The organism is Candidatus Poribacteria bacterium, assembly GCA_026706025.1.
Lineage (GTDB): Bacteria > Poribacteria > WGA-4E > WGA-4E > WGA-3G > WGA-3G.
Window position 1 is genome coordinate 275,402 of the sequence record JAPOZO010000063.1, and the last position, 21,274, is coordinate 296,675.

The 21,274-nt window shown below is 48.1% G+C and carries 20 protein-coding genes and 1 pseudogene; 6 read left to right on the forward strand and 15 right to left on the reverse strand.

Annotation, left to right across the window (positions count from 1 at the left end):
* Nucleotides 1-179 precede the first annotated feature (179 nt).
* Nucleotides 180-3,062, reverse strand: a complete 2,883-nt coding sequence (locus tag OXH00_16055; protein ID MCY3742529.1) for a 5'-nucleotidase C-terminal domain-containing protein — start codon at nt 3,060-3,062, stop codon at nt 180-182.
* Nucleotides 3,063-3,443: 381 nt separating this feature from the next.
* On the opposite strand from OXH00_16055, the gene OXH00_16060 reads away from it, so the two are divergent.
* Both OXH00_16060 and OXH00_16065 read left to right on the forward strand, forming a co-directional pair.
* Nucleotides 3,444-4,883: a sulfatase gene (locus tag OXH00_16060; GenBank protein MCY3742530.1), complete on the forward strand. Its 1,440-nt coding sequence runs from the start codon at nt 3,444-3,446 to the stop codon at nt 4,881-4,883.
* 31 nt (nt 4,884-4,914) lie between these two features.
* Nucleotides 4,915-6,024, forward strand: a complete 1,110-nt coding sequence (locus OXH00_16065) for a D-TA family PLP-dependent enzyme (GenBank protein MCY3742531.1) — start codon at nt 4,915-4,917, stop codon at nt 6,022-6,024.
* An 18-nt stretch (nt 6,025-6,042) separates the two neighbouring features.
* Here the strand turns inward: OXH00_16065 and OXH00_16070 are convergent, their stop codons facing one another.
* Nucleotides 6,043-7,995, reverse strand: coding sequence for a hypothetical protein (locus tag OXH00_16070; protein MCY3742532.1), 1,953 nt, complete (start codon nt 7,993-7,995; stop codon nt 6,043-6,045).
* Nucleotides 7,996-8,201: 206 nt separating this feature from the next.
* On the opposite strand from OXH00_16070, the gene OXH00_16075 reads away from it, so the two are divergent.
* From OXH00_16075 to OXH00_16085, 3 genes are read left to right on the forward strand one after another with little or no spacing between them, the layout of a single operon-like run.
* Nucleotides 8,202-8,477 carry a hypothetical protein gene (locus OXH00_16075; protein ID MCY3742533.1) on the forward strand — a complete coding sequence of 92 codons (276 nt, stop codon included), beginning with the start codon at nt 8,202-8,204 and terminating at the stop codon, nt 8,475-8,477.
* 1 nt (nt 8,478) lies between these two features.
* Entirely contained in the window at nt 8,479-9,093 is a 615-nt protein-coding gene (locus OXH00_16080) for a Maf family protein (GenBank protein ID MCY3742534.1), read from the forward strand.
* Nucleotides 9,080-9,748 (forward strand): 5-deoxy-glucuronate isomerase, encoded by a 669-nt coding sequence (locus tag OXH00_16085; protein ID MCY3742535.1) that lies wholly within the window; start codon nt 9,080-9,082, stop codon nt 9,746-9,748. Before OXH00_16080 ends, OXH00_16085 begins: the two co-directional genes overlap by 14 nt.
* 96 nt (nt 9,749-9,844) lie before the next feature.
* Here OXH00_16085 and yajC read toward each other — a convergent pair whose 3' ends face one another.
* The 6 genes from yajC to OXH00_16115 all read right to left on the reverse strand — a co-directional run bounded on the left by yajC (nt 9,845) and on the right by OXH00_16115 (nt 14,659).
* A complete protein-coding gene (gene yajC / locus OXH00_16090; GenBank protein ID MCY3742536.1) occupies nt 9,845-10,153 on the reverse strand; it encodes a preprotein translocase subunit YajC in 309 nt (102 codons plus the stop codon).
* 167 nt (nt 10,154-10,320) lie between these two features.
* A complete protein-coding gene (gene queA / locus OXH00_16095) occupies nt 10,321-11,358 on the reverse strand; it encodes a tRNA preQ1(34) S-adenosylmethionine ribosyltransferase-isomerase QueA (protein MCY3742537.1) in 1,038 nt (345 codons plus the stop codon).
* Nucleotides 11,359-11,390: 32 nt separating this feature from the next.
* The gene (gene ruvB / locus OXH00_16100; protein MCY3742538.1) at nt 11,391-12,401 is read right to left on the reverse strand and encodes a Holliday junction branch migration DNA helicase RuvB; all 1,011 of its coding nucleotides are present in this window, start codon (nt 12,399-12,401) and stop codon (nt 11,391-11,393) included.
* Between the two features lie 169 nt (nt 12,402-12,570).
* The gene (locus tag OXH00_16105; protein ID MCY3742539.1) at nt 12,571-13,167 is read right to left on the reverse strand and encodes a Holliday junction ATP-dependent DNA helicase RuvA; all 597 of its coding nucleotides are present in this window, start codon (nt 13,165-13,167) and stop codon (nt 12,571-12,573) included.
* Between the two features lie 33 nt (nt 13,168-13,200).
* Nucleotides 13,201-13,740, reverse strand: a complete 540-nt coding sequence (gene ruvC, locus OXH00_16110; protein ID MCY3742540.1) for a crossover junction endodeoxyribonuclease RuvC — start codon at nt 13,738-13,740, stop codon at nt 13,201-13,203.
* 172 nt (nt 13,741-13,912) lie between these two features.
* Nucleotides 13,913-14,659, reverse strand: a complete 747-nt coding sequence (locus OXH00_16115) for a YebC/PmpR family DNA-binding transcriptional regulator (GenBank protein MCY3742541.1) — start codon at nt 14,657-14,659, stop codon at nt 13,913-13,915.
* 289 nt (nt 14,660-14,948) lie between these two features.
* Between OXH00_16115 and OXH00_16120 the strand changes: the two genes are divergently transcribed.
* The gene (locus OXH00_16120) at nt 14,949-15,731 is read left to right on the forward strand and encodes a hypothetical protein (protein MCY3742542.1); all 783 of its coding nucleotides are present in this window, start codon (nt 14,949-14,951) and stop codon (nt 15,729-15,731) included.
* Between the two features lie 69 nt (nt 15,732-15,800).
* Here OXH00_16120 and OXH00_16125 read toward each other — a convergent pair whose 3' ends face one another.
* The 7 genes and pseudogenes from OXH00_16125 to OXH00_16155 form a co-directional block, all read right to left on the reverse strand.
* Nucleotides 15,801-16,916 (reverse strand): Rpn family recombination-promoting nuclease/putative transposase, encoded by a 1,116-nt coding sequence (locus OXH00_16125; GenBank protein MCY3742543.1) that lies wholly within the window; start codon nt 16,914-16,916, stop codon nt 15,801-15,803.
* A 205-nt stretch (nt 16,917-17,121) separates the two neighbouring features.
* Nucleotides 17,122-17,553 (reverse strand): leucine-rich repeat domain-containing protein, encoded by a 432-nt coding sequence (locus tag OXH00_16130; GenBank protein MCY3742544.1) that lies wholly within the window; start codon nt 17,551-17,553, stop codon nt 17,122-17,124.
* 31 nt (nt 17,554-17,584) lie between these two features.
* Nucleotides 17,585-18,199 (reverse strand): phosphatase PAP2 family protein, encoded by a 615-nt coding sequence (locus OXH00_16135; GenBank protein ID MCY3742545.1) that lies wholly within the window; start codon nt 18,197-18,199, stop codon nt 17,585-17,587.
* Nucleotides 18,200-18,202: 3 nt separating this feature from the next.
* Complete coding sequence (locus tag OXH00_16140; protein MCY3742546.1) at nt 18,203-18,670, reverse strand: peroxiredoxin; 468 nt, start codon at nt 18,668-18,670, stop codon at nt 18,203-18,205.
* 72 nt (nt 18,671-18,742) lie between these two features.
* A pseudogene (locus OXH00_16145) lies at nt 18,743-19,096 on the reverse strand (peroxiredoxin).
* A gap of 263 nt (nt 19,097-19,359) precedes the next feature.
* Nucleotides 19,360-20,223, reverse strand: coding sequence for a phytanoyl-CoA dioxygenase family protein (locus OXH00_16150; GenBank protein MCY3742547.1), 864 nt, complete (start codon nt 20,221-20,223; stop codon nt 19,360-19,362).
* 47 nt (nt 20,224-20,270) lie between these two features.
* Nucleotides 20,271-21,224 (reverse strand): Gfo/Idh/MocA family oxidoreductase, encoded by a 954-nt coding sequence (locus OXH00_16155; GenBank protein ID MCY3742548.1) that lies wholly within the window; start codon nt 21,222-21,224, stop codon nt 20,271-20,273.
* Nucleotides 21,225-21,274: the final 50 nt, after the last annotated feature.

Here is a 21,274-nt window from a genome sequence, read left to right on the forward strand (position 1 = left end):
TTCGCCTTAAAGTCCCCCTGATAAGGGGGATTTAGGGGGTTTAATGAACGCGAATTCCAACTTTTTGCGTAAGTCCTGTACCTGATAAGTAGTAGCAGATAAGGAACGGGATGCAATTGGAAGAGTGGAAGGATGGCGCAATGCTACGCTTCCAACCTTCCACTCTTCCAGTCTTTGCGCTACTTCATGATGACCATCTTACGTGTTGCCGATGAATCAGGTGTGCTCAGTTGGTAGAAATAGACACCTGAAGCGAGCCTTTCCCCCAAATCGTTCCGTCCATCCCAGTAAGCGGCACGTGACTTCCCGATGTAATACCCCGCCTGTTGGAATCCGAGGTCCAAATGCCGAACAAGTTGTCCTGCTGATGAGTAGATGCGAATTGCGACTTCAGCGTCGTTTGCCAACTGATACGGCAACCACGTTTCTGGATTGAACGGGTTCGGATAATTGGCAAGCAGTACAGTCCGTTTTGGGATCAGGTCAGCCGGTGTGAGTCGAAGTTCAGTGAACGCTCGGTGAAGGTCTGCGACACTAATTTCGTGTTGGAGGGTGCGAATGAGTTCCCCGGTGGTATCACGGACTTCAATCGTCAGCGTATCACCAACAGAGACAACGGCGTGGCGGTTCATATCTGCCCAAGCAGCGTGGAAACCGTTAGCGGCAGCCGCTTCGGCAACTCTGGTGTGCTTGTTGTAGACAGTGAGCGTTACGCCACTAATGCCTTCAAGCTGCGCCCGTAAAACAAATGCCCACGTTTTCGGAATTGATGGCTGCAGCGGAGCCGCTGCCGTCGGTGGAGTGTTTTGCCAAGCACTACCACTGAAACTTACAGTCTTCGGTGTAGTGACGTTGACAATGTATCCCATTCCACCTTCAATCGGGAATCCGTTGCCGGTAGAATTCGCCGTGAATCCGGTGAATTGTTGTGTAGCGACATCGAATTCAATAACAGTCGTCGCACCAGTTTTTTCCATGAGTGAACGTGCTGTGTAGGGTTTGTTTGGCATGAGTGGTAGGCTAATCATGTTCAAACCTGTGCTGAGTGCGATATCAAAAGCGTTTTCGGCTGCCACCGGCACAACCAGGCTGTCGGCACGGAATGCGAGGTTTTGGATACGTTCATCGTTTTCGGGGCCAACATCTGTCAGGTCAAAGGGTGTTTCGGCGAAGTTCGCCGCAAGGTATTCGGCGAGCGCATCTTGTTCTGTCCCGGGATTAGCGAAGATTGCCTGTCCACCAGATTGCGCCTCTGTCATCGTTTCAGTAAGGTCAACGCGATGCGTATTCGGGAAATTAGCATACGGATAGTCGTCTCCACCATCAACAAGGAAAGTGATCGTGACCATTCGGAACGTGCGATCCGCATCGCCCACGATTTCACCATTCTGGGCAATTGTGTCCATCGGGTTTCCATCTGTGTCGGTAATGACAAGCGACTGAACCCTTGAACCCTCCGGCAGTGAAGTATCAAAGCTGAACGCCATGCCTGCGATTTGTGGGAAACGTCCGGGGGTTGAGCCTTCACCAGAAGCAGCAACTGTGTGTTCGATGACTTCAAGCAGTTCCGCTGCGCTTAAGGTCAAAAGTGTCAATCCGTTATTGAATCGAAGCGTATTTTCGATGTCAATTTGTGAAATCTGACCCATCGTTTTACCGACCAAAGCATTCGCAGGCGGAGGGAGCAATTCTCCATAGGCAGCCACGCCAATCGATGCACGAATACCGCCGCCATTTTTCAAAGACACAACGACGCTTGGGTCAACTTGTTGCCCCGCAGCAAGGTTTGCCTCGGCGATTAGGTTACCGATGTTTGTTTCCTCTGTGCGGATAGAACCACGGTTCCCGTTCAGATAGACACTCGTTTGTCCGAAAATATTGCCATCCTTTTCAGTCACGACATTCCGTACCGCTTCCGTAATTTCGACCACGCGTGCTGCCGGTTCCGCATTGCCCGTGTCTACAACACCTTGTTCGTCGGTGACAAAGGCACCGCTAACTGTAGCGTCAATCGATTCGGCAACTAAGACACCTGAGGCATCAAAATCGACGACCAACCGTCCGACGTATCGGTAGTTCCCATCTGTACCGACAATCGCAATCGGTTCGCCTGATGCGGATTGTGTCAAGATCGGATAGGGACGGTCTGCAGTATCACCGGGATGGAGGCGATCCGTTTCATCGGCGAGGCGTGTGTTTGAACCGCCAGCAATAATAATGTCAACATCCTTGATGTGTGCTGCGATGGCTTCATCAAGGCTAATTTGTTGGAGGTGCCCGGTAAGAATAATCTTATTGATGCCTGCTGCTGTCAGCGCGTCAACGGATTCTTGAACGATGGCTGCCAATGCCGCCATATCGTTCGGATCTGCGGGGGCAATGCCGACGTTTCCGGGTACAGAAAGACTGCCGAGCTGTGGCGTTGTCATACCGACAACACCGATTTTCTCGCCGGAAGGTGTCGTAATAACGACGCTCTTGGTGATACTATTCGGAATTGTGCTCGCTTCCTGTCCTGGTTCAACAACAAGAGCAGCGAGGTTGCTATCAAGGCCGAAATCTAAGTTCGCGCTCAAGAATGGGAACGCTGTTCCAACATACTCTCTATCTGCTGCAATCAAACTCGCAAGTGTACCCGTCCCTGCGTCAAATTCGTGATTTCCAAGGGCGCCCGCCATGAAGCCCATCGCGTTGAGCATCAGAATATCGGCGCGTCCTGAACCCTCGCGTCCTAATACTTCACGAAGGCTCCCGTTATTCGCAGCCGCAAAAAACGGGCCGGGAATATAACTATCACCGGCACCGATGATCACTGTATTTTCTACTTCGGCTTTGAGTGCGTTCAGCACGGATGAGAAGCGAGGCGCGTTTTCGAGTGCCTCAATACCGCCCTCCATGTCTGCTGCGTGGAGCAGTTGAAGTGTAGTTTGAGACGAGGGGACCTCGCCGTTTTGGGAAAAGGCAGGTGTGAGAAGACCTAACAGTAAAATTGAGAAAACTATTTTTGTAATATGGGCTTTCAGCCCTATAACATTCGGAACGACAGGTTCCTTATTCTGCATCAGAAAATACTCCTTAATAATGAATGTGGGTTTGAAAAAAGTAGAAGGTTTTCAGTAAAATGATGATGAGATAGGGGTTTCTCATAACGCTCTTGTCTCATCTTTGTTTATAGTGAAATCTAAAAATAAAGAGACACTTTCATCCCCCGGTAGGGTTTTTGATAGGGTGTTTCTTCGCGGTTTCCCAACCGAACCTACGCAGGGTGTCCTATTAATTCTAAACTTTACTATAGTAAGCATAAGTCTAACAGAAATCGGAAAAAATTGTGAATAAAAATCAGTCTGAGTTTATTGCTTTTCCCTAAAAAATACCGTTTTATCTTGAGGTGTCTACCAAAATATGCTATATTGTAGACATCACAAATCAAGGGGAATATTTTGATGTCTCGTTCAAGAAATAAGCGACCGAATCTCGTCTATGTTTTCGCAGATCAGCTCCGTTACCAATCGTGTGGCTATGCTGGCGATGCCCGCGCGCGGACACCTAATATTGACCAACTTGCAACAGAGAGTGTGAATTTCTGTAACGCTGTCTCTGGCAGCCCGATGTGCGCGCCCTATCGCGCCTCACTCTTCACCGGCAAATATGCCAGTAGCACCGGTATGGCAATCAATGAACTCAGGATGAATTCGAACCACGACTGTTTCGGACATGTTTTGCATCGAAACGGTTACCAGACAAGCTACATCGGAAAATGGCATCTGTGGGCAAATCAATTGGGAAGGCACAACGATCCGCAGAACTCCTACATTCCGCCCGGGCAGCATCGCCTCGGTTTCGATGGGGAGTGGTCAGCATACAATTTTCATCATCTCTATTTTGACGCGTATTATCACACGGATTCGCCTGAAAAGATCGTGCTTCCCGGATATGAACCGGACGGACAGACCGATTTAGCAATTGATTACCTACAACGAGCATCAACGACAGACGACCCTTTCGCGCTTTTCCTCTCAATCGGGACACCCCACGACCCGTGGACACAAGATAACGTGCCAGCCGCTGATTATGAGATATTCCAAGACATCGACTTCCCACTACCACCTAACTATCGCGATGAAAATGACCCTTACGGTGATACGTGGGCAATTATGTCCGATGCCCAAAGGGCTCAGCTACCTGAATGGCTGCGCGTCTACTACGCAATGACGACCAATCTGGATTGGAATATAGGGAGGCTGCTCCGGGCTATTGACGACCTTGGATTGCGCGATGATACAATCTTTGTTTTTACGTCTGATCACGGTGAAATGTTTGGCGCGCAGGGTCGCCGAGCGAAGAACATCTTTTATGAAGAGGCTGTCCGCGTTCCATTTCTGGTCCGGTGGCAAGAACAGGTTCCGGCGGGACACATCTCAGACGCTTGCCTGAATACACCCGACGTCATGCCCACGCTGTTATCAATGCTGGGTCTACCGATTCCAGAGGAAGTTGAAGGCTCTGATTTAAGCCAAGCTGCATTTAATCAACCCACCACTAACGAACCCGATGCAGCGTTCATGCAAGGCATGGGGTGTACCGCAAAATGGGAAGACGGCTATGAATGGCGCGCCCTCCGCACCAAGCAACACACCTACGCCGTCCATCGTCCAGATCGCAGTGAGAAGCTTTTCGATAATATCGCCGATCCGTTTCAAACCCGTAATCTGATTGATGATCCTGAATCCACCGAACTCCGAGAGCGATTCCGAACGATGTTGCAGCAACGCATGGATGCGCTTAACGATACCTTTGAGGCGTGTACCTGGTATCGCGATAATTGGACCGAGGATCGGGTTATCCTCCGTACAGCAACGTTGAATAGTAGTGTTGAGAAATAACCGAAGTTTTAATACGGAAAGAGGTGAACCCATGGATAAGAGATACCGTATTCAGAACGTTGAGACAATACCGAGTCCATCACTGGTCGTCTATCTTGCACAGGTTCAGCAGAACATTGAACACGCGATTGCTACTGTTAATGGGGATGTCTCAAAGCTCAGACCGCATGCGAAGACGCACAAAACCGCAGAGATTATCGCTATAGAACGGGATGCGGGTATCCTCAAACACAAATGCGCAACTTTACGGGAAGCAGAGATGCTGGCACAGAACGGTATTCAGGATATTCTAATCGCCTATCAGATGGTGGGACCCAACGTCAACCGTTTTGTTGCGATGCAACAGAAATATCCCGATGCTGACTTCAAGGTCGTCGTTGATCATACAGAAGCAGTGTCGGCACTCTCGGCGGAAGTGGCGAAGTTCGGGTTAACGGTCAAAGTTATGTTAGACTTGGACGTGGGGATGAACCGCACGGGGATACCCGTTGGCGATGCCGCTGTAGATGTCTACGCACAGATTGAAGCGGCAGAAGGGTTGCAACCGTGGGGGTTACACGTCTACGATGGACACATCCACGATGAAGATGTCGCTGAGCGAAAAGCGTCCTGCGACGGAAGTCTCGCACAGGTAGCAGAAATGCAGGATAAACTTGCAGCCAAAGGACTTGACGTGCCGTTAATTGTGATGGGCGGGACACCGACATTCCCAATCTATGCCGAGACACCAGGGGTAGAGACATCACCGGGAACGTTCGTTTTCCACGACCATGGTTATACAACCCGCTATCCCGATCTCGGTTTTACGCCAGCAGCTTTACTCCTAAGCCGTATTATTAGTATTCCGACACCGCATCGAATTACGCTTGATTTGGGACATAAAGCCATCGCTGCGGATCCTGATGGCGTGCGCGGTGTCGTTTTGAGTATTGACGATGCTGAGGTGAGCATGCAACACGAAGAACATTGGGCAATTAACGTCCCTGACAGTACACCGATGCACATCGGGCAAGAGATTTACGTCTGCCCGACGCATATCTGTCCGTGTGTCGCGTTGCATCCGTTTTACTATCTCGTGGATACCGATGGGTATTGTCGCGGAACATGGGAAGTCACGGCACGCAATCGGACTGCTGCATGAACCTGTAAAATATGACGCTTAGGGCCACGGGAAGAACGGGGCTGGGACATTTGCCGCCCAGCTGACGAGCGACCACACAACCGCCATGCTGAATTCCCCGAAGACCATGCCTAAAAAGAAAGGGCGAAATCGCTGATACTGCCGAATTCCACTGTAACGGAGAAGTGGCGTTTTGATCCCCCACGCGATTAAGACGGGAAACCAGAACACAATCAGTGTCCACGAAGCCGATAACGCATACCCAAGGGGGTGCAGGGGCCACCACCAGTATAGCATTCTCAAAATGACCAAACCGGTCGTCACGAATATGCCTATCCCGAAAAAAAGTCCGCCTGTCGTGCGGTGGTCTGTGCCTAATCCCTCCATCGCCGCGATGTTGTCCTGAAATGCCCAAAGCGGATTCCCGCGATACGTGTAGCCATACATATAGTTCGCACCGTGGGTGTAGGGAAGCCAGAGATGGATAGCTGCTGCGGTTATGAACGCCAACGTACTGCCTAATACGAACACCCCGACCAACGACCGATAAGACATTCCCACCCGATCCCTGATTTTTAAGCCGTCAAGGAAGCCTGTCAGGATTAACCCGCGCTGATCGCGAGTGAAAATTGCATCGAGGAACGACAGCACGGTGAGACTCTGCGCGCCTAATGAGGCTTTGCTCGCAATGAGTTGATATAAATCTAATGGTCGAAACGATGTTTCTGTCATCAATAGACCACCTTCTGCTGTACTACGCGCCATCACAACCGCAACAATGCAGATATAAACCAGTATCTCAAATGCTGCAAACCCTAAGTTCAGTCCTGCCGCGTAGCACCAACCTATCGCAAGGATCAAGCTGACGATAAGTCCCCAAACTGCTGTCCGGTAAGATAGGAGCTCCTCAGTATCATCTGTTTTGTTTGCGCTGAAGGCGTGACGAAATACACGTCGGAAATGTGGTAATCCCATATAGATAAACGAAATTACCAGCACCATATAAGCACCTGCGACTTGGTAGCCGATATAGAGACGGGTTGGATAGAGCGGCATAGTGCTGACTCGCCAACCAAATATCGCAGCGACAACATCTTGGAACCGTGTGAGAAGAAAGAAGAACCACAGACTGAAAAGTAGTTGCGTGGGGAGTAGATAGAAAAAGCCTATCGCCGCGAAAGAGAGAAAAATCGGTGTGTAGACCATAGCGTTGAACGGTCGTTCTGTAAAATATTGATTGAGTACGTACCTCAGCGAGATGTGGGGAATTTGGGGCCAGATTTCATGAAGTCCATTTAACGTAAAAATGAATGCTGGCAGTGCAAACCCAACCCACATAAGCCTATTCCGAAAGAAACCGCGCCCCTCGTGGACGAACTCAAGCGGGAGCGAAACTAACGGAAACGAGAGTTTCTCGTTTTCAATCCACTGTTTCCGCAAAATTGCTGCCAAGCAGAGAAACGCAGTGAACACTAAAAAGACCAGCACGCCCCAAACGCACAACGGCTCTAACCACGCTCGCCACGGGATAGCATCACCGGTTTGTATACCTTCATAGAAACTGCTGGCAATAGGTGCTTGCCCCGGTTGTTCAGGCGAGAATGGCACTAACCACGGCTTGATATGTGGAAAGAAGAGGGTATCCCAGCTGTTGGTTTCGTTGGTAAAATAGTTGACTGCGATGAGAGCAGGGATGAGTTTTTCCATGACCCCGCGCGACGAAATCATTGACGCAACGAGCATCATGCAGTAGATACACATCAATTCGCGCGGGGACAGCGCAAACCGATCGTTTAGTTTGGCAAGCAACCGATTCCCTAATACCAAGAAAAAGAACAACCCGATTACTGCTGGTGGCAGCTGTAAAAACCCGATTTGGATGTAGGTAATTACTAATTCGGCGTAAGAGACGATGCAGCATATTAGGATAACAAAGCAGATACCGAGCAGGAGGGAACGCGCAGATAGGCGATTTTCGTTCGAGGAAGGCAATAGCACACCGTCTTGTATGAAATTTGGTAGAGTTTACCACAACTTCAAAAAATTGTCAAAAGCAGCGGGATAGGTACATCAAAGGACGCTGCGCTATTCATGGACCAAGAAGATACCTGAGGTCATTTATTACTTTTTGTAACCCGTCTTCACTTACATACGTTATGCAAGGTATGAATAACTCTGCTTATCTATGGACTGAAGCAATGCCGAACGAATCGCTCCAATCCTTTGCTGAGATTAACCCACTTGTTGGATTGCCTCCAAGGACGCTGCGTTTGTACAATGCTTTGGAGGTTTTTAAAAAAAGATATCGTTCTTCCGATAACCCCGAGTGGTTTCGTATGCCACGCCGTGACCCGCTTCTTCAAAAGATCGGATTTTCTAAGACAGATATTGAAAACGGTCTGCAAGAATTGGTTCAGGCGAATCTGTTGCAAATCCACGAGGGACAAGATACAAAATGGTATTGTCTGAAATAGCATGCGAACGCGCGAATGCCCTGTAGAAATTCCGCCCCTAATTTTAGCTTCTGCATCACCTCGACGCTCAGCGTTGCTAACGCAGATTGGGTTAACATTTAAAATACACCCGAGTGATATTGTCGAACCGCCGCACACCGTCCACGCAAACAAGCCCGCGAGTGAAGTCACACAAGAACTTGCCGCGCTAAAGGCTGCAGCTGTCACACAACATTACAATCACGGTCTGATTATCGGAGCCGATACGTTGGTATCTTTAGATGGGGAGCTTCTCGGTAAACCCACTGACGATGCGGACGCATTGGCGATGTTGTCGCGCCTTAACGGCACCTGCCATGAAGTCGTGACAGGCCTGGCGTTAATTGACGCAGCAACAGGAACGGACACGGTCTGGGCAGAAACGACCCAAGTCTATTTTCGACAGTTAAATACCGCCGAGATAACCACCTATATTGAAAGCGGAGAGGCATCAGACAAAGCCGGTGCTTATGGGATTCAAGGACGCGGTGCCGCTTTTGTTCGGCGCATTGAAGGGTGCTATTTTAATGTCGTTGGGCTTCCATTAGCAAGCCTCGTTGAACATCTCTCGAATTTTCAATCCAATGTCGGCATCTAAAAATTATACACCTACCAACGGATACACCGAAATCGTGAAGCCCGGTGAGATGGGCATCACGAAACTCCATTTCGGGATACTGCGTCTCACACCTGAGACAACCTTCTTTGAGCATTCTGACGATACTGAAGTCGCACTAATTGCGTTAAGTGGAGACTGTACTTTATTAGTGGGGCATAACGGCAATAAAGCGTATGGGATTTTGGGTGAGCGTCCGGATGTTTTCCAAGGAGAAGCATGTATCGCATATATCCCCCATCACACAACCTATGAAGTACTCGCAAATGAAACGGGCGTCGAAATTGCGGTGTGTAAAGTACCATCTCACTCGGAATCCGCAGCGGTTATCTTAGAGGCGGGTGAGACCGTAAATCAAGATGAAACCCACCTTAGCATTCGCGAGAATACCTTTTCAGAGGATTCAGAAGTAAACGCAAGCGACGCGCACATGATACCTACCGGAGCGGAGGCGATCTGCCTCCATCGGTTCCAAAATGCCGATGGCGTTGCTGTTTTCGATGTCACGCGCACCACGGGGACGGCGCGCGTGCAATTGTATCACAACGATGTATTCGCTGTTCCAGAGCAAGAGAGCATCGTGTTGCTAACGTCTGAAGGCGTTGGCTACCGATTATGGGTACAGCCAAATTTCTGAAAAACCGATTATTTTCTTGTAGAAGCAAGTGTTTTGGCGTAGGTGTTTCTTGTCGCTCGCGACTTCTATACCCTTCAACTTTGACGTGCCAAAACACTACTCACCTTCAATGAGTTCGCCACCTTTTTTCAGAAAGGCGACAGCACTCCTCGAAATTTGAACCTTTACCTCTTGGCTATTCAGTTCTCCAACGACAATGAGGATCGTGTTTTTATCGTTACTAAGCCCAAGGATCTTGCCGTGAAGTCCGCCGTTGGTTACGATTTCGTCGCCTTTAGACAGATTTTCCAGCATATTCTGGTGTTTTTTGCGTTTGGCTTGTTCAGGTCGGAATAGCAAAAAATAAAAAATTGCACCCATTGCCACAAATAAAAATAGTGGACTTGCGATTGCTTCCATTCCCATGGAATATCTCCTTCTCTTTTGACGTAGTTTGCTGTTATAGTAAATCCCATAATTATTTGCCTACACGGTAACTCGTAGGGGTGTTTTTGCTTGGGTGTTTCTTCAAGGTAACCCAGCCCCTACGAAGGGGAAAGTGTAAACATATTTTCCGATTTTACTATAAAAGATCAAAGAATCAGCATGGCATCGCCATAACTGTAAAAACGGTAGTTGTGTTGGAGTGCCTCTTGATACGCTTTCTGAATCAAATCTCGTCCAGCGAAAGCACTCACAAGCATCAGTAAGGTTGATTTAGGTAGATGGAAGTTCGTAACCAAGGCATCTACCACATTAAATTGGTGTCCGGGATAGATAAAAAGTTCGCTATATCCCGTATAAGGGCAGACAATTCCCGTCGCACCAGCGGTTTCGAGCGAACGCACGACTGTCGTCCCGATGGCGACAATTTTCGCGCCTGCCTCCCGTGCCGTGCGAATCCGCCTCGCTTCTGTGTCACCGAGATGGATATATTCGGCGTGCATCTTGTGCGCCTGAATATTTTCAACTTTCACGGGTTGGAACGTCCCGGGACCGACGTGCAGTGTTAGCGTTACTATCTCTATTCCCTTATTTTTTAAGGTTTCCAGCAATTCTTGTGTAAAGTGCAATCCTGCTGTCGGGGCAGCAATCGCACCTTCACTCGCCGCGTAGATTGACTGATAACGCACCGTATCTTCAGCGTTCGGTGGACGACGAATATAGGGCGGTAAAGGCATCATGCCAATCTCAGCGAGGATAGCTGAAAACGCCTCGTTATGATCATAATCAAGGCGAACGATACAGTGTCCATCATCTGGTTTCGCAAGCACCTCTGCTATCAGTTGGTTTCCGTTACCGAATGTCACTTGTGTACCGGTTCGGAGACTCCGCCGCGGTTTCGCGAGCACTTCCCAAGTATCGGGTTCTTTTTCTCGGATGAGGAGCAGTTCTATCTTGCCTCCGGTTCCAATCTTATGACCGACTAACCGTGCCGGGATTACCTTCGTGTCGTTCAGAACTAACAGCGCGTTGCTCGGTAAGTATTCCCCAATCTGTGAAAACTGGATATGATGAAAAGCACAGGTGTCACGGTCAACTACCAGAAGTCGGGACGCATCGCGCTCTTGAAGCGGGCTTTGCGCGATCCGGTCAGAAGGGAGGTGGTAATCGAAATCTGTGAGTTTCATGACTGTGGGTGAAGTAGAGACCTCGCCAGAATTTACAACGAATTAAACAACGATGCTTGTGAGCTTACAGGATAGTTAAAATACTCGTAAGCTGCATCCGTTGCGACCCGTCCTCTGGGTGTCGGTGCCAAAAATCCTTCTTTAATATAGTAAGGTTCGTAAACCTCTGAAATGGTGCGTTCGTCCTCACTGAGCGCGACAGCGAGTGCCTTAAGCCCCGCACGTCCGCTGAAGTTCTCAATAAGCGTCTGAAAGTAGGCGTAATCCTGCGCGTTTAATCCACGTTCGTCAATTCCAAAGAATTCGAGTGCCTCCTCCGCAACCTCAAGCGAAAGCATACCATCGCCTTTGACTTCAGCATAATCCCTAACATTGGCGAGTAGTTTATTCGCAATTCGCATCGTGCCGCGCGAACGGCGAGCTAATGCATATTCTGCGTCTTCGTCAATATTAATCTTGAGTTTGGCACTATTGATACGGATTGCCTGTTGGATGTCTTCTGCTTCGTAGTAATCGAGATGGATACGGATGCCAAACCGATCCCGAAAAGGACCCGCAAGTAAGCCTTCGCGCGTTGTCGCACCAACGAGCGTGAATGGGTCAAGCGGTACTTGCATAATGTCGGACCCAGGCCCTTGACCGATCGTTAAATCGAGTTGATAATCCTCCATTGCTGGATAGAGCGATTCTTGCACATATCCTTTCACCCGGTGAATTTCGTCAATAAAGAGAATATCCCCCTTTTCAAGATTCGTCAGCGTTGAGGCTAAGTCTAACTTTTCCATAACAGGGCCGATCGCCTGTTTAAAATTGCTCTGAATTTCATTGGCGATGATCCGTGCAAGTGTGGTCTTCCCAAGACCCGGCGGACTCACAAGTAGGACATGCTCCAAGGCTTCACTACGCTTTTTGGCGGCTTCAATGTGAATACGAAGCTGCTCTTTAGCTTTATCCTGTCCGATAAATTCGTTTAACGTTTTCGGACGAAGACTATATCCAAAATCATCGTCTTCAGATAAATCTAATATTTTATCGTTATCCATTTCGTTTGGCCCTTGAATGGTTTTCAGTTTTCAGTTATCAGAAGAATGGTTATCAGTTGTCAGTTGCCAGTTATCAGTTACAAGAGGGGTTCGTTAAACGAAAACCTCTTACCTGACAACTGAAAGGTTTTTTTGAAAAAAAACCGTACTGACAACTGACAACTAAAAACTAATTTCGGATATAACGCAGTGCCTGTTTGATTAAGTTGTCCCGTTGTGCAGCGTCTCCGAGGACTTTTTGTGCTTTTTCGACGGCTTGTTCTGCTTCAAGTTCTGATGCCCCAAGATTGACAAGCATTTCGATTACCTCTGCGTTGGGTGCCATGGATTTTGAAGGGTCAGCGGCACCTTCAAATTTCATTTTACCGATATTCTTTTTCAGTTTGGTAATGATCACTTGCGCAAGGTCTTTACTTAGACGTGGCACCCGCATCAGTGTAGTAGCGTCCCCTCGGTTGACGGCGCGTTGGAATTGTAAAGGGGACAACCGCGCAACGATGTTTTGCGCGAGTGCCGGTCCTACACCCGACACAGTCAGGGCCAATTCAAAAACTTTTAGCGCGTCCCTTGAAAGGAACCCGTAGAGGGTAATCTTATTTTCACGGTTTTGGTAATAATAGGTGTAAAAGGTGACGGTATCACCTATAGGTGGTAAACCCGTTAGGACTCTCGGTGGTACATCAAGGAGATACCCGATACCGTTGACATCTACGATGACTTGCTTTGTCTCTTTATGGACAATAATGCCTTTGATATAAGCGATCATTCTGACATTCCTTTGGGCAGAGATGCGCCATTGCTACTCCCTAAGTTTTTTACGGAGTTCAAGGACTTTATGAGAGCGGGCATGGCAAAGTGCGAGCGCGAGTGCATCTGCAGCGTGATCAGGACGCGGCGGTTCTTTGAGTTTAAGTTGTACTTGCACCATCTTTTGCATCTGGGATTTTGTGGCTTTCCCGTAACCGACGACTGCTTGTTTGACCTGAGTGGGTGTATAGAGCGTAACTGGACAATCCGCATTTGCCGCTGCAAGTTTCACGATACCCTTGACTTCGCCAACGGCGAACGCACTGCTTACATTTTTACTAAAGAAAATATCCTCAAGTACGACATTCTCAATAGCGTGTTCCAGTACCAAACGGGTTACAGCATCGTAAATTTGTTTCAGTCGCACTTCTGATGCTGTTTTCGGACTGGTTCTGATATTTCCGAAGTCCCGCGGGGTGTGACGGTTGGCATGAGATTCAACCACGCCGTATCCAGTATTCGCAATGCCAGGGTCAATGCCAAGAATTATTTTTTTACTGTTCCTTGCGGTTGGCGGACGTGGATTTTGCATTTGATGTCCCTTTCCATAGATGCTTCGCAGTGAGAACCTCCACTACGTTACGGACTCGGTTTTTGATGCTGTGAAGAATTTTTAATTATCCTATTACCGAACACCTTGAGAGTTATGAGCAAGACTCGCTTCTACGAGTGATGGTTAAATAGTCGCGAGTTAGATGCAGCAGTTACGCTGCGGCTTCTAAGAGGTTGTCGGGGATATCGAAATTGGCATAAACTTTTTGAACATCGTCGAGTTCATCGAGGGCATCCATGAGGCGTAACATCCGTTCCGCTTCTTTCCCTTCGAGCTTCACCGTGTTTTGTGGAATCATGCTAATTTCAGCGAGTTGAACTTCAGCAGATGTTTCCTGAATTGCCGTTAAAACACCATCGAACATCTCAAACGGCGTAACAATTTCCATACCTGTTGCGGAAGCGGTTACATCTTCAGCACCGGCTTCAACCGCAGTCATAAACAATTCTTCTTCTTCAATACTATCAGGCGTGACGACGATCAATCCGCATTTATCGAATCCCCATGCGACGCACCCGCGTTCCCCGATTCTACCTTCGTGTTTGCTAAAGGCGTGTCGGATCGCCGCGACAGCCCGATTCCGGTTGTCGGTCAAGACTTCTATCATCACAGCGACTCCGCCGGGTCCGTAACCTTCGTAGAGGATTTCTTCGTAGGTTTCACCCTCAAGTTCACCCGTGCCACGCAGAATCGCTTTTCCTATATTATCGTTGGGAACATTGCTCGATTTTGCAGCCGCGATGGCGGTTCTAAGTCGTGGATTCGTGTCTATATCACCACCACCGACACGCGCAGCCGCTGTAATTTCTTTCACCAACTTTGAGAAGAGTTTGCCGCGTCTGGAGTCGTTCGCAGCTTTTTTATGTTTGATTGTTGACCATTTAGAGTGGCCTGACATAACCTATTTCCTTTCTGAATGATTGAATTAAAGCAGATAGCAAAAAATGCAACTTAAATTTCTGATTGACACAGAGCCATTCAGTTTTAAGAAATTATAGAGTTTCTCGTACTTTTTTCAGGATCCGGTGCGGTTCCAAACCGCACCTACCGGGCCTGGAGGGTCTGAAATTAAACGAAAAAACCGAAAACTGAATGGTTCTGCTGATTGACATAATTGGACTGGACAAAGATCAACATCTATGCTATACTTGTTACATCCCTCGTCTAAGGAGTTTAAATGGGTTGCTATGTTACCTTTTGTTCTGAAAATCGCGGACCAACCAGTGGAACGTTTACAGCGTATCAATGCTGAAAATCAGCCGCTTGACGTTAATGTACAAGTTGAACTTTACGCCCGGGAGATTAACCGGACCGATATGCCGCGTACACCAGAATCGCGGCGATTAAGTCAGTTAATCTTGGACGAAGCCACCGAAAACGCTTACACAACTTTTATCGCGTTCCTCCGAAATAGTGCGGAACTGGAAGATTTTCTGCCATTTGAACGTCTCGCGCAATATCCTTGTCGACAATATGCGTTGATCCTTTCTACTTCGCGTTCTCATGAACTCTTTGAAATCTGCCAGATGCAACCTGGGACAAATGCCTCTACTTTCCACTATGGTGGATACGAAATAACAATCAAACCGCGCAGATATATTTTGGATACTGCAGCGTATTTGGTAGCACCTGATAAATATACGCTTTTTATACGACAGGTGCGAGAAGAAAACACTATTCGGGTTTACCGTAGCGATTTTATTAACCTCGCCCGGAATTCACCACCGCCATTTAAACTGGATACCCGCGATATAATTGAGAACCTGCAGCTCCAACTTGCTGGTGAAAGAGAACAACCTTTACCTATAGAACAGTTACTCATGTTTCCACCAAGTACCGAAGATACAAGTTCGCCTCGCATTAATAAGTGCCCTGAGTGTGGCGGCAGCGTACGCCGACTTGGTAGAGAAGCCGATTTCTGCTTAGAGTGCGATTGGGATAACCTACCGCCTCTGAGACAGGTACGATGATTTATTGTCATCACCCATAACCTCCTCATGGAGGTCTAATAGTTTCAGAAGATTGACAAATATTTGCCATTAACTCCTGAGTGTTCGCCTGAAGGTTTCAAGGTTCTCAGATTCTGGCACCTCAAGGAGTACTTCCCGTAAAGCTTGCAAATCGTCTATAGCTTCAAGAGCGGGTCGTAATGCAGCGACAGCATCTGTCTCGAATCGCATATTGAGCAATGCGAGGATGCTTTCTATGGTGCCTCTCTTTTCGCCTTCTTGCCTGCCTTCTTGCCTGCCTTCTTGCCTGCCTTCTTGCTTGCCTTGTGCGATGCCTCGTTCCAAGTAATGTTCTGCCATGCTTTGCATGAGTTTTGCCTCCTCATCTGAAAGACCTAAATACGGATGCGTCTCCGAAACTATGTCTGCTAACACCGGTTGTTCATCAGCAGAACGGCGGTGGAAAATGAATAGATACAGATAGTGGATGACCTGTTGCCACACAGCACCCTCTGCATCCGGAAGACCCCGCAGATGATCCCTAAGACGCTCCAATACTGGAACGAAATCTTCCGGATCATAATGCTCCGCTTTCAGCACCGTCAGCAACCAACCAAGCGGATGGTCAGACCTTAACAGTCTCTCATCCGGTTCGCGCTTGACATCCAGCAAAAGCACATCAAATCTTGGGAGAAAACGACGCAGTGCCTCCGGTAAATCTATCACCGTCTCCAGCGAAGGCGGACGCACCCATCGCTGTTCGCCTGTATAGAAGATGACAGGGATAATGGGTTGAAAACGCCAGTCGGTCAGCGGTACTTCGCCCTGCATATACGCACGGCGCTGTGTGTTCCATATATGACACATATACGACAGCAACCGCAAACCCATCAATGGGTCTACCGTGGATTGATGCTCTACAAGAATGTAAATCAGCACGGTTTTAGCGGTCTTCGTCTTATCTTGGTCACGGAACGGCAGCAGATACACCAGATCAGATGCTTGTTGCCGGAGATCGTCAGGGATAAACGTCGTGTTCTGGATCTCGACGCGACTAAAATCGAGATGTTCAACGAGGTCGCTGGCGACGATTTCAAGGAGTCCTTTAAGGTTATCGGTGTTCTCTAATAACCACTTCGCACTGCGATCATGAAATTGGTGGATGCGCGTATCTAAATCCGCGAGAAGCGTTTTGATGTCTAACATAAAGGATTCTGTTTCTATTCAAGGTCGTCCTGATGAAAGTATAACATGTTTCGTTCTGTTCGTCAAGGAAAACGCTAAAATGATCCTTGAAAAGACACTTGACATCCGCTACCGGTTTTGCTATGCTTTTAGGCATGTTTATCGCTAGACGTTCCGAGTTGATCTATTCCAGAAATCCGTGCTTGGTGAAGTCCCGCAGGTGCAGTTACATTAAATTCGACTGGATATTCAACGCGCTGTAAAAGCCTCCATGCGGTTTCAGATTTATTAACCCGACCAAGGGGGAGACATCCGAGATGTTGTTATTCTGAAGATCCAAAGAAACCAAGTTTTTGAGTTCAGCGAGAGGCGATAGGTCCGAGATGTTGTTATCAGGAAGAAGCAAAATTCTGAGGTTGTGTGCGTGTTCAAGTCCGGTGAGGTCTTCTATCCCGTGATGGCTGGCAGATAAACGCCTCAGAGCCAGCATCGTGTGCGTCGTAATTGTGTTTTCGCCAGTCGCGTTTTTGATCGCTGCTGCTAAATTCGGATCGGGGATGTTCACGACTTGCGGTTCATCTTGTTGTGCGCGGACAGCACTCGGCAGTAAAAGCATGCAAATAACCGTCAGGATGAAAAATAAATGTTTGATTGGCATATAAACTGCTCATCCATCAGACTGCTGTTCTTTAAGTTTGACTGCCAAGTTGTGCCATATACAGAACAATTACCGTGGTACTGACAGCAAGTACTGCGCCGACAACGGTTTGAAGGAGCGTGTGCCGTTTGCGGTAGACTCGTGCCCAAGAAATCAGTGGAACTAATAAGAATAACCACGCGAACTGCGGGTTAACAAGCATCACAAGAACGGTAACACATCCCGTCGTAACGCTGCTGTGAAAACTGATTTTCCAGATCGGGGTAATTGCCGAAAAAATAACACTATTCGCGACGTAGGCAACGCCTGCCCAAACGATTTCACGTGCCGCACCGAGTTGGTGCAGTAAAACAGTGCCGACAATCATACTGATGAGCGTACAACATAAAGGTAGGAGGCGTTCCTCTCTGTTCTGCAGATGTAAGTCGCTCACTTTGGAAAACCGGACCATGAGTGCTATTGATAGGAGTGGTAGCACGGTAACAAATAGCACGACAATCACTAACCAGCGGAGGACATTTTGCGGGTCCGCATGTTTTTGGACAACACTGACAGCCGTGACGATTGGCACCAAAAACGGGCTAAACAGAACAGAGATTCCCCACGCAATGCCTGCCGGAATTGTTGATAAATTGCTACGCACCATCTATTAATTTGACGTTTCCAAAGTTTTAAAGAAGTTAACTAAGTCTGTTCCGTGTGTACTGGCGTTGACCGCTTTATCAATTTCTACGATCTTCCCTGTTTTATCAATGATAATCGCCATTCGCTGGATTTTGCCATCTGGCGTGTCCGTCGCGCCGTACAAAAGCGCGAGATTGCGTCCAGCGTCTACCAAAAGCGGAAAATTCAACTGGTTTTCTTCCGAAAATTTTTGACGCGAATCCGCGTCATTGTGGGTGATCCCGAAGATCTGGGCATCATGTTTCGCGAAACTACTCGACTCATCACGGAGCGAGCAAACTTGTGCCGTTCAGCCACGCCCGAAGTCGCGCGGGTAAAACGATAAGACGACGTTCTTTTTCTCGATTAACCCACTGAGTTGATAACTTTTGCCTGTACTATCAGTTGCGATGAAATCTGGGGCAGATTGCCCAACTTCTATCTTCGGTAGCACTTTCTTAAGCAGCGCGGCGACATCTTCACCGTGCGTTTTGACATTAACTTCTGTGTCGATGGCGCGGATGTATCCCGCTTTATCTATGATGAAAGTCGTCCGTTTTGAGGCGTTGAACCTTTCCATAACACCGCTGTACTGTTTACTCACCTCAAATTCGGTGTCCGCTAACAGCGAAAACCCAAATTTCTGTTCTGCTCTGAACCGTTTATGTGATTTGACATCGTCAACACTAACACCGAAAAGGACACTCTCGGTTGCTTCTATCTCGCTCAAATTATCCCGGAGCGAGCAAAGTTCTGCTGTTCAGCCACCCGTAAAATCTTTTGGATAAAATGCGAGAACGATATTCTTTTTTCCTAAGTAGTCGCTGAGACGCCGCTCAGTACCCGATTCATCTTTCAATGTGAAGTCGGGGGCGATCATTCCTACTTTTAGTGTGTCTGGAGTTTTCACTGCTTTCTCCCCTGAAGCTGCTACAATCAAAATGACTGTCGTGAGGATAACAGCCAACACGCTTACATTAAGTCGCGTTTGAAACATCGCGTTATGCCTCCGTTAATACGTTAGTTAATCAAATTATACGCTATTTTCTTACGAGTGTCAAGTGAATTGGTGTTCCGTCCAGAGCCATTCAATTTGTCACCAATCACTCTTGTGGGAGGGGTTTGTAACCCCGATTTTTATGCTTAGTTCGAGATAGCCCCGTGCTCTTCAAGCCAAATTTTCAGAGGGACATCTGCATCCTTGGGTGAAAAATGTCCATTTGCATTCGTTCCACCGCCGAGGAGCTGCTGTCGAATCGGATCGTTCCGTTCAAACATCTCTGCTGGAATGGTCATGTTGTCTTTACTCCGTAACCAACGATAGCCATATCCGTAAAAGAGACCTTTACGTGTGATGTCTGAATCATTTTCGCTGCGGGCGTGCCATATCCGGCGGTCAAAGAAAACCGCATCACCTGGTTTGCAACAGACTGGTACTGCACCTTCCGGCAATGATCCATCTGCTGGACGTTCAAGTTTATCCCAGAGATGGCTTCCGGGAATGACATAGAAATTCCCGCGCCCCGTTTCGGAGCAGTCGGAGAGCCAGTAAACGACTTTGATGGAGAGGCGTGGGCGTGGTGAGCTTTCGATCTCAATGTTAACGCGTCCGCTGTCTTGATGCCAACCCAGTGAGGCGGATTTGCCGCGAACTGCCTCCGGACGTGGCGGTGTGATAATGAAGTGGCTGTGGTAAGAGTAGATATTCCAGCCCAAGATGCCCCACACCTTCGGGAACGTTTTATACCAATCCAAAATATTCACAAAAATCTGGTCTCTGCCGAGGAAATTCGGATAGAAAAAGTTGCTGTGTGCAGTCATCTGATTTTTGGTATACGGATCATAGCCAGCATCAAGATGATTCTCATAGATATTATCTACCCGGGCTTCAAGGCGTTCAACAAGGTCTAACGGCAGCGCGTTTTCAACGGTGAAATACCCGTCCTCATTTAAACGAGTGCGTTGTTCGTCAGTAATCTGATGTTGCAGATGGCGTTCATCAAGCATAGATTCGATCTCCAATGCGTCATATTTTATCCAAGTACAGACACAAATTAATCGGGTAAAGGTCCTTCAATCTGATCCACGAGATGAATGGAGTGGATAACATCACGGAGGTCTGTGAGCGGGACTGTCCGATTGCGGACACTGTCAACGAAGTGTTGATGCATGGTTAGCACGCCTTCATAACTCGGTGAGTCGCGCTCGTCAACGCCATCAACTTCCCAGCCGCCCATTACATTTCTCTGGTTATCTTCATGAATTTCGATCTCTTCGGGAATCTTCATATAGCAACCGATGCCGACACCGTGCAATTCCGAACGCAGCACGCGTCCGCCCGACGCGCGACTCCCAAAAAGTACACCTGTAACGTTGTTATCAAAGCGGACAAAGGCGGTGTAAAAGTTGCGTTGTTCGGCACCAAACGTGTCGCGATGCGCAGTGACTTCTACCGGTTCACCACCTGCCATATACCGGAGTAGATCGACAACATGGCAGACATCGTTCCAAAGTGTTGTCGTAAACTCCCGATTCCCGCCCAACATCTGCTTGTTAAAGGTGGTGACGGCTAATGTAACGGGGCCCTTCTCTGCAACGCGCCGCATGGCTTCGCGTGTGACGGCGGCGTATCTACGCTGAAACCCCACCATGCAGTAGACATCGTTCGCAATCGCTGCATCCAGTAATTGCTGTGTTTCATCACTGTTTGCCCCCGGAGGTTTTTCAATAAACAGATGCTTGCCGGCGTTCAGACAGTCCAAAGCGGGTTGCAAAATCCACTTCTCGTTCATGACACAATAGACAACATCTAAATCTAAGGTATCTAACATCTTCCGATGGTCTGTGAAGGTGTGCGGAAACTCGTATTTTTGTGCGACTTGGGCAAGTTTGGACTCGTCTAATTCACACGCACCGAGCATCTCAACATCATCTTCCAAGCGATTAACGTTTGGGTAATGGGCACCTTGGCTACGTCCACCTGCACCGATAAATCCTGCTTTAAGCATTGGGGACTCTCTCCTACATCTCAGTGTTCGCTAAATTATATGCTTCACAA

What these genes read in the sequence shown, in the direction of transcription:
- OXH00_16055 (MCY3742529.1), bottom strand. Translation starts at nt 3,062, where the DNA reads ATGCAGAATAAGGAACCTGTCGTTCCGAATGTTATAGGGCTGAAAGCC.
- OXH00_16060 (MCY3742530.1), top strand. Translation starts at nt 3,444, where the DNA reads ATGTCTCGTTCAAGAAATAAGCGACCGAATCTCGTCTATGTTTTCGCA.
- OXH00_16065 (MCY3742531.1), top strand. Translation starts at nt 4,915, where the DNA reads ATGGATAAGAGATACCGTATTCAGAACGTTGAGACAATACCGAGTCCA.
- OXH00_16075 (MCY3742533.1), top strand. Translation starts at nt 8,202, where the DNA reads ATGCCGAACGAATCGCTCCAATCCTTTGCTGAGATTAACCCACTTGTT.
- OXH00_16080 (MCY3742534.1), top strand. Translation starts at nt 8,479, where the DNA reads ATGCGAACGCGCGAATGCCCTGTAGAAATTCCGCCCCTAATTTTAGCT.
- OXH00_16085 (MCY3742535.1), top strand. Translation starts at nt 9,080, where the DNA reads ATGTCGGCATCTAAAAATTATACACCTACCAACGGATACACCGAAATC.
- yajC (MCY3742536.1), bottom strand. Translation starts at nt 10,153, where the DNA reads ATGGGAATGGAAGCAATCGCAAGTCCACTATTTTTATTTGTGGCAATG.
- queA (MCY3742537.1), bottom strand. Translation starts at nt 11,358, where the DNA reads ATGAAACTCACAGATTTCGATTACCACCTCCCTTCTGACCGGATCGCG.
- ruvB (MCY3742538.1), bottom strand. Translation starts at nt 12,401, where the DNA reads ATGGATAACGATAAAATATTAGATTTATCTGAAGACGATGATTTTGGA.
- OXH00_16105 (MCY3742539.1), bottom strand. Translation starts at nt 13,167, where the DNA reads ATGATCGCTTATATCAAAGGCATTATTGTCCATAAAGAGACAAAGCAA.
- ruvC (MCY3742540.1), bottom strand. Translation starts at nt 13,740, where the DNA reads ATGCAAAATCCACGTCCGCCAACCGCAAGGAACAGTAAAAAAATAATT.
- OXH00_16115 (MCY3742541.1), bottom strand. Translation starts at nt 14,659, where the DNA reads ATGTCAGGCCACTCTAAATGGTCAACAATCAAACATAAAAAAGCTGCG.
- OXH00_16120 (MCY3742542.1), top strand. Translation starts at nt 14,949, where the DNA reads ATGTTACCTTTTGTTCTGAAAATCGCGGACCAACCAGTGGAACGTTTA.
- OXH00_16125 (MCY3742543.1), bottom strand. Translation starts at nt 16,916, where the DNA reads ATGTTAGACATCAAAACGCTTCTCGCGGATTTAGATACGCGCATCCAC.
- OXH00_16130 (MCY3742544.1), bottom strand. Translation starts at nt 17,553, where the DNA reads ATGCCAATCAAACATTTATTTTTCATCCTGACGGTTATTTGCATGCTT.
- OXH00_16135 (MCY3742545.1), bottom strand. Translation starts at nt 18,199, where the DNA reads ATGGTGCGTAGCAATTTATCAACAATTCCGGCAGGCATTGCGTGGGGA.
- OXH00_16150 (MCY3742547.1), bottom strand. Translation starts at nt 20,223, where the DNA reads ATGCTTGATGAACGCCATCTGCAACATCAGATTACTGACGAACAACGC.
- OXH00_16155 (MCY3742548.1), bottom strand. Translation starts at nt 21,224, where the DNA reads ATGCTTAAAGCAGGATTTATCGGTGCAGGTGGACGTAGCCAAGGTGCC.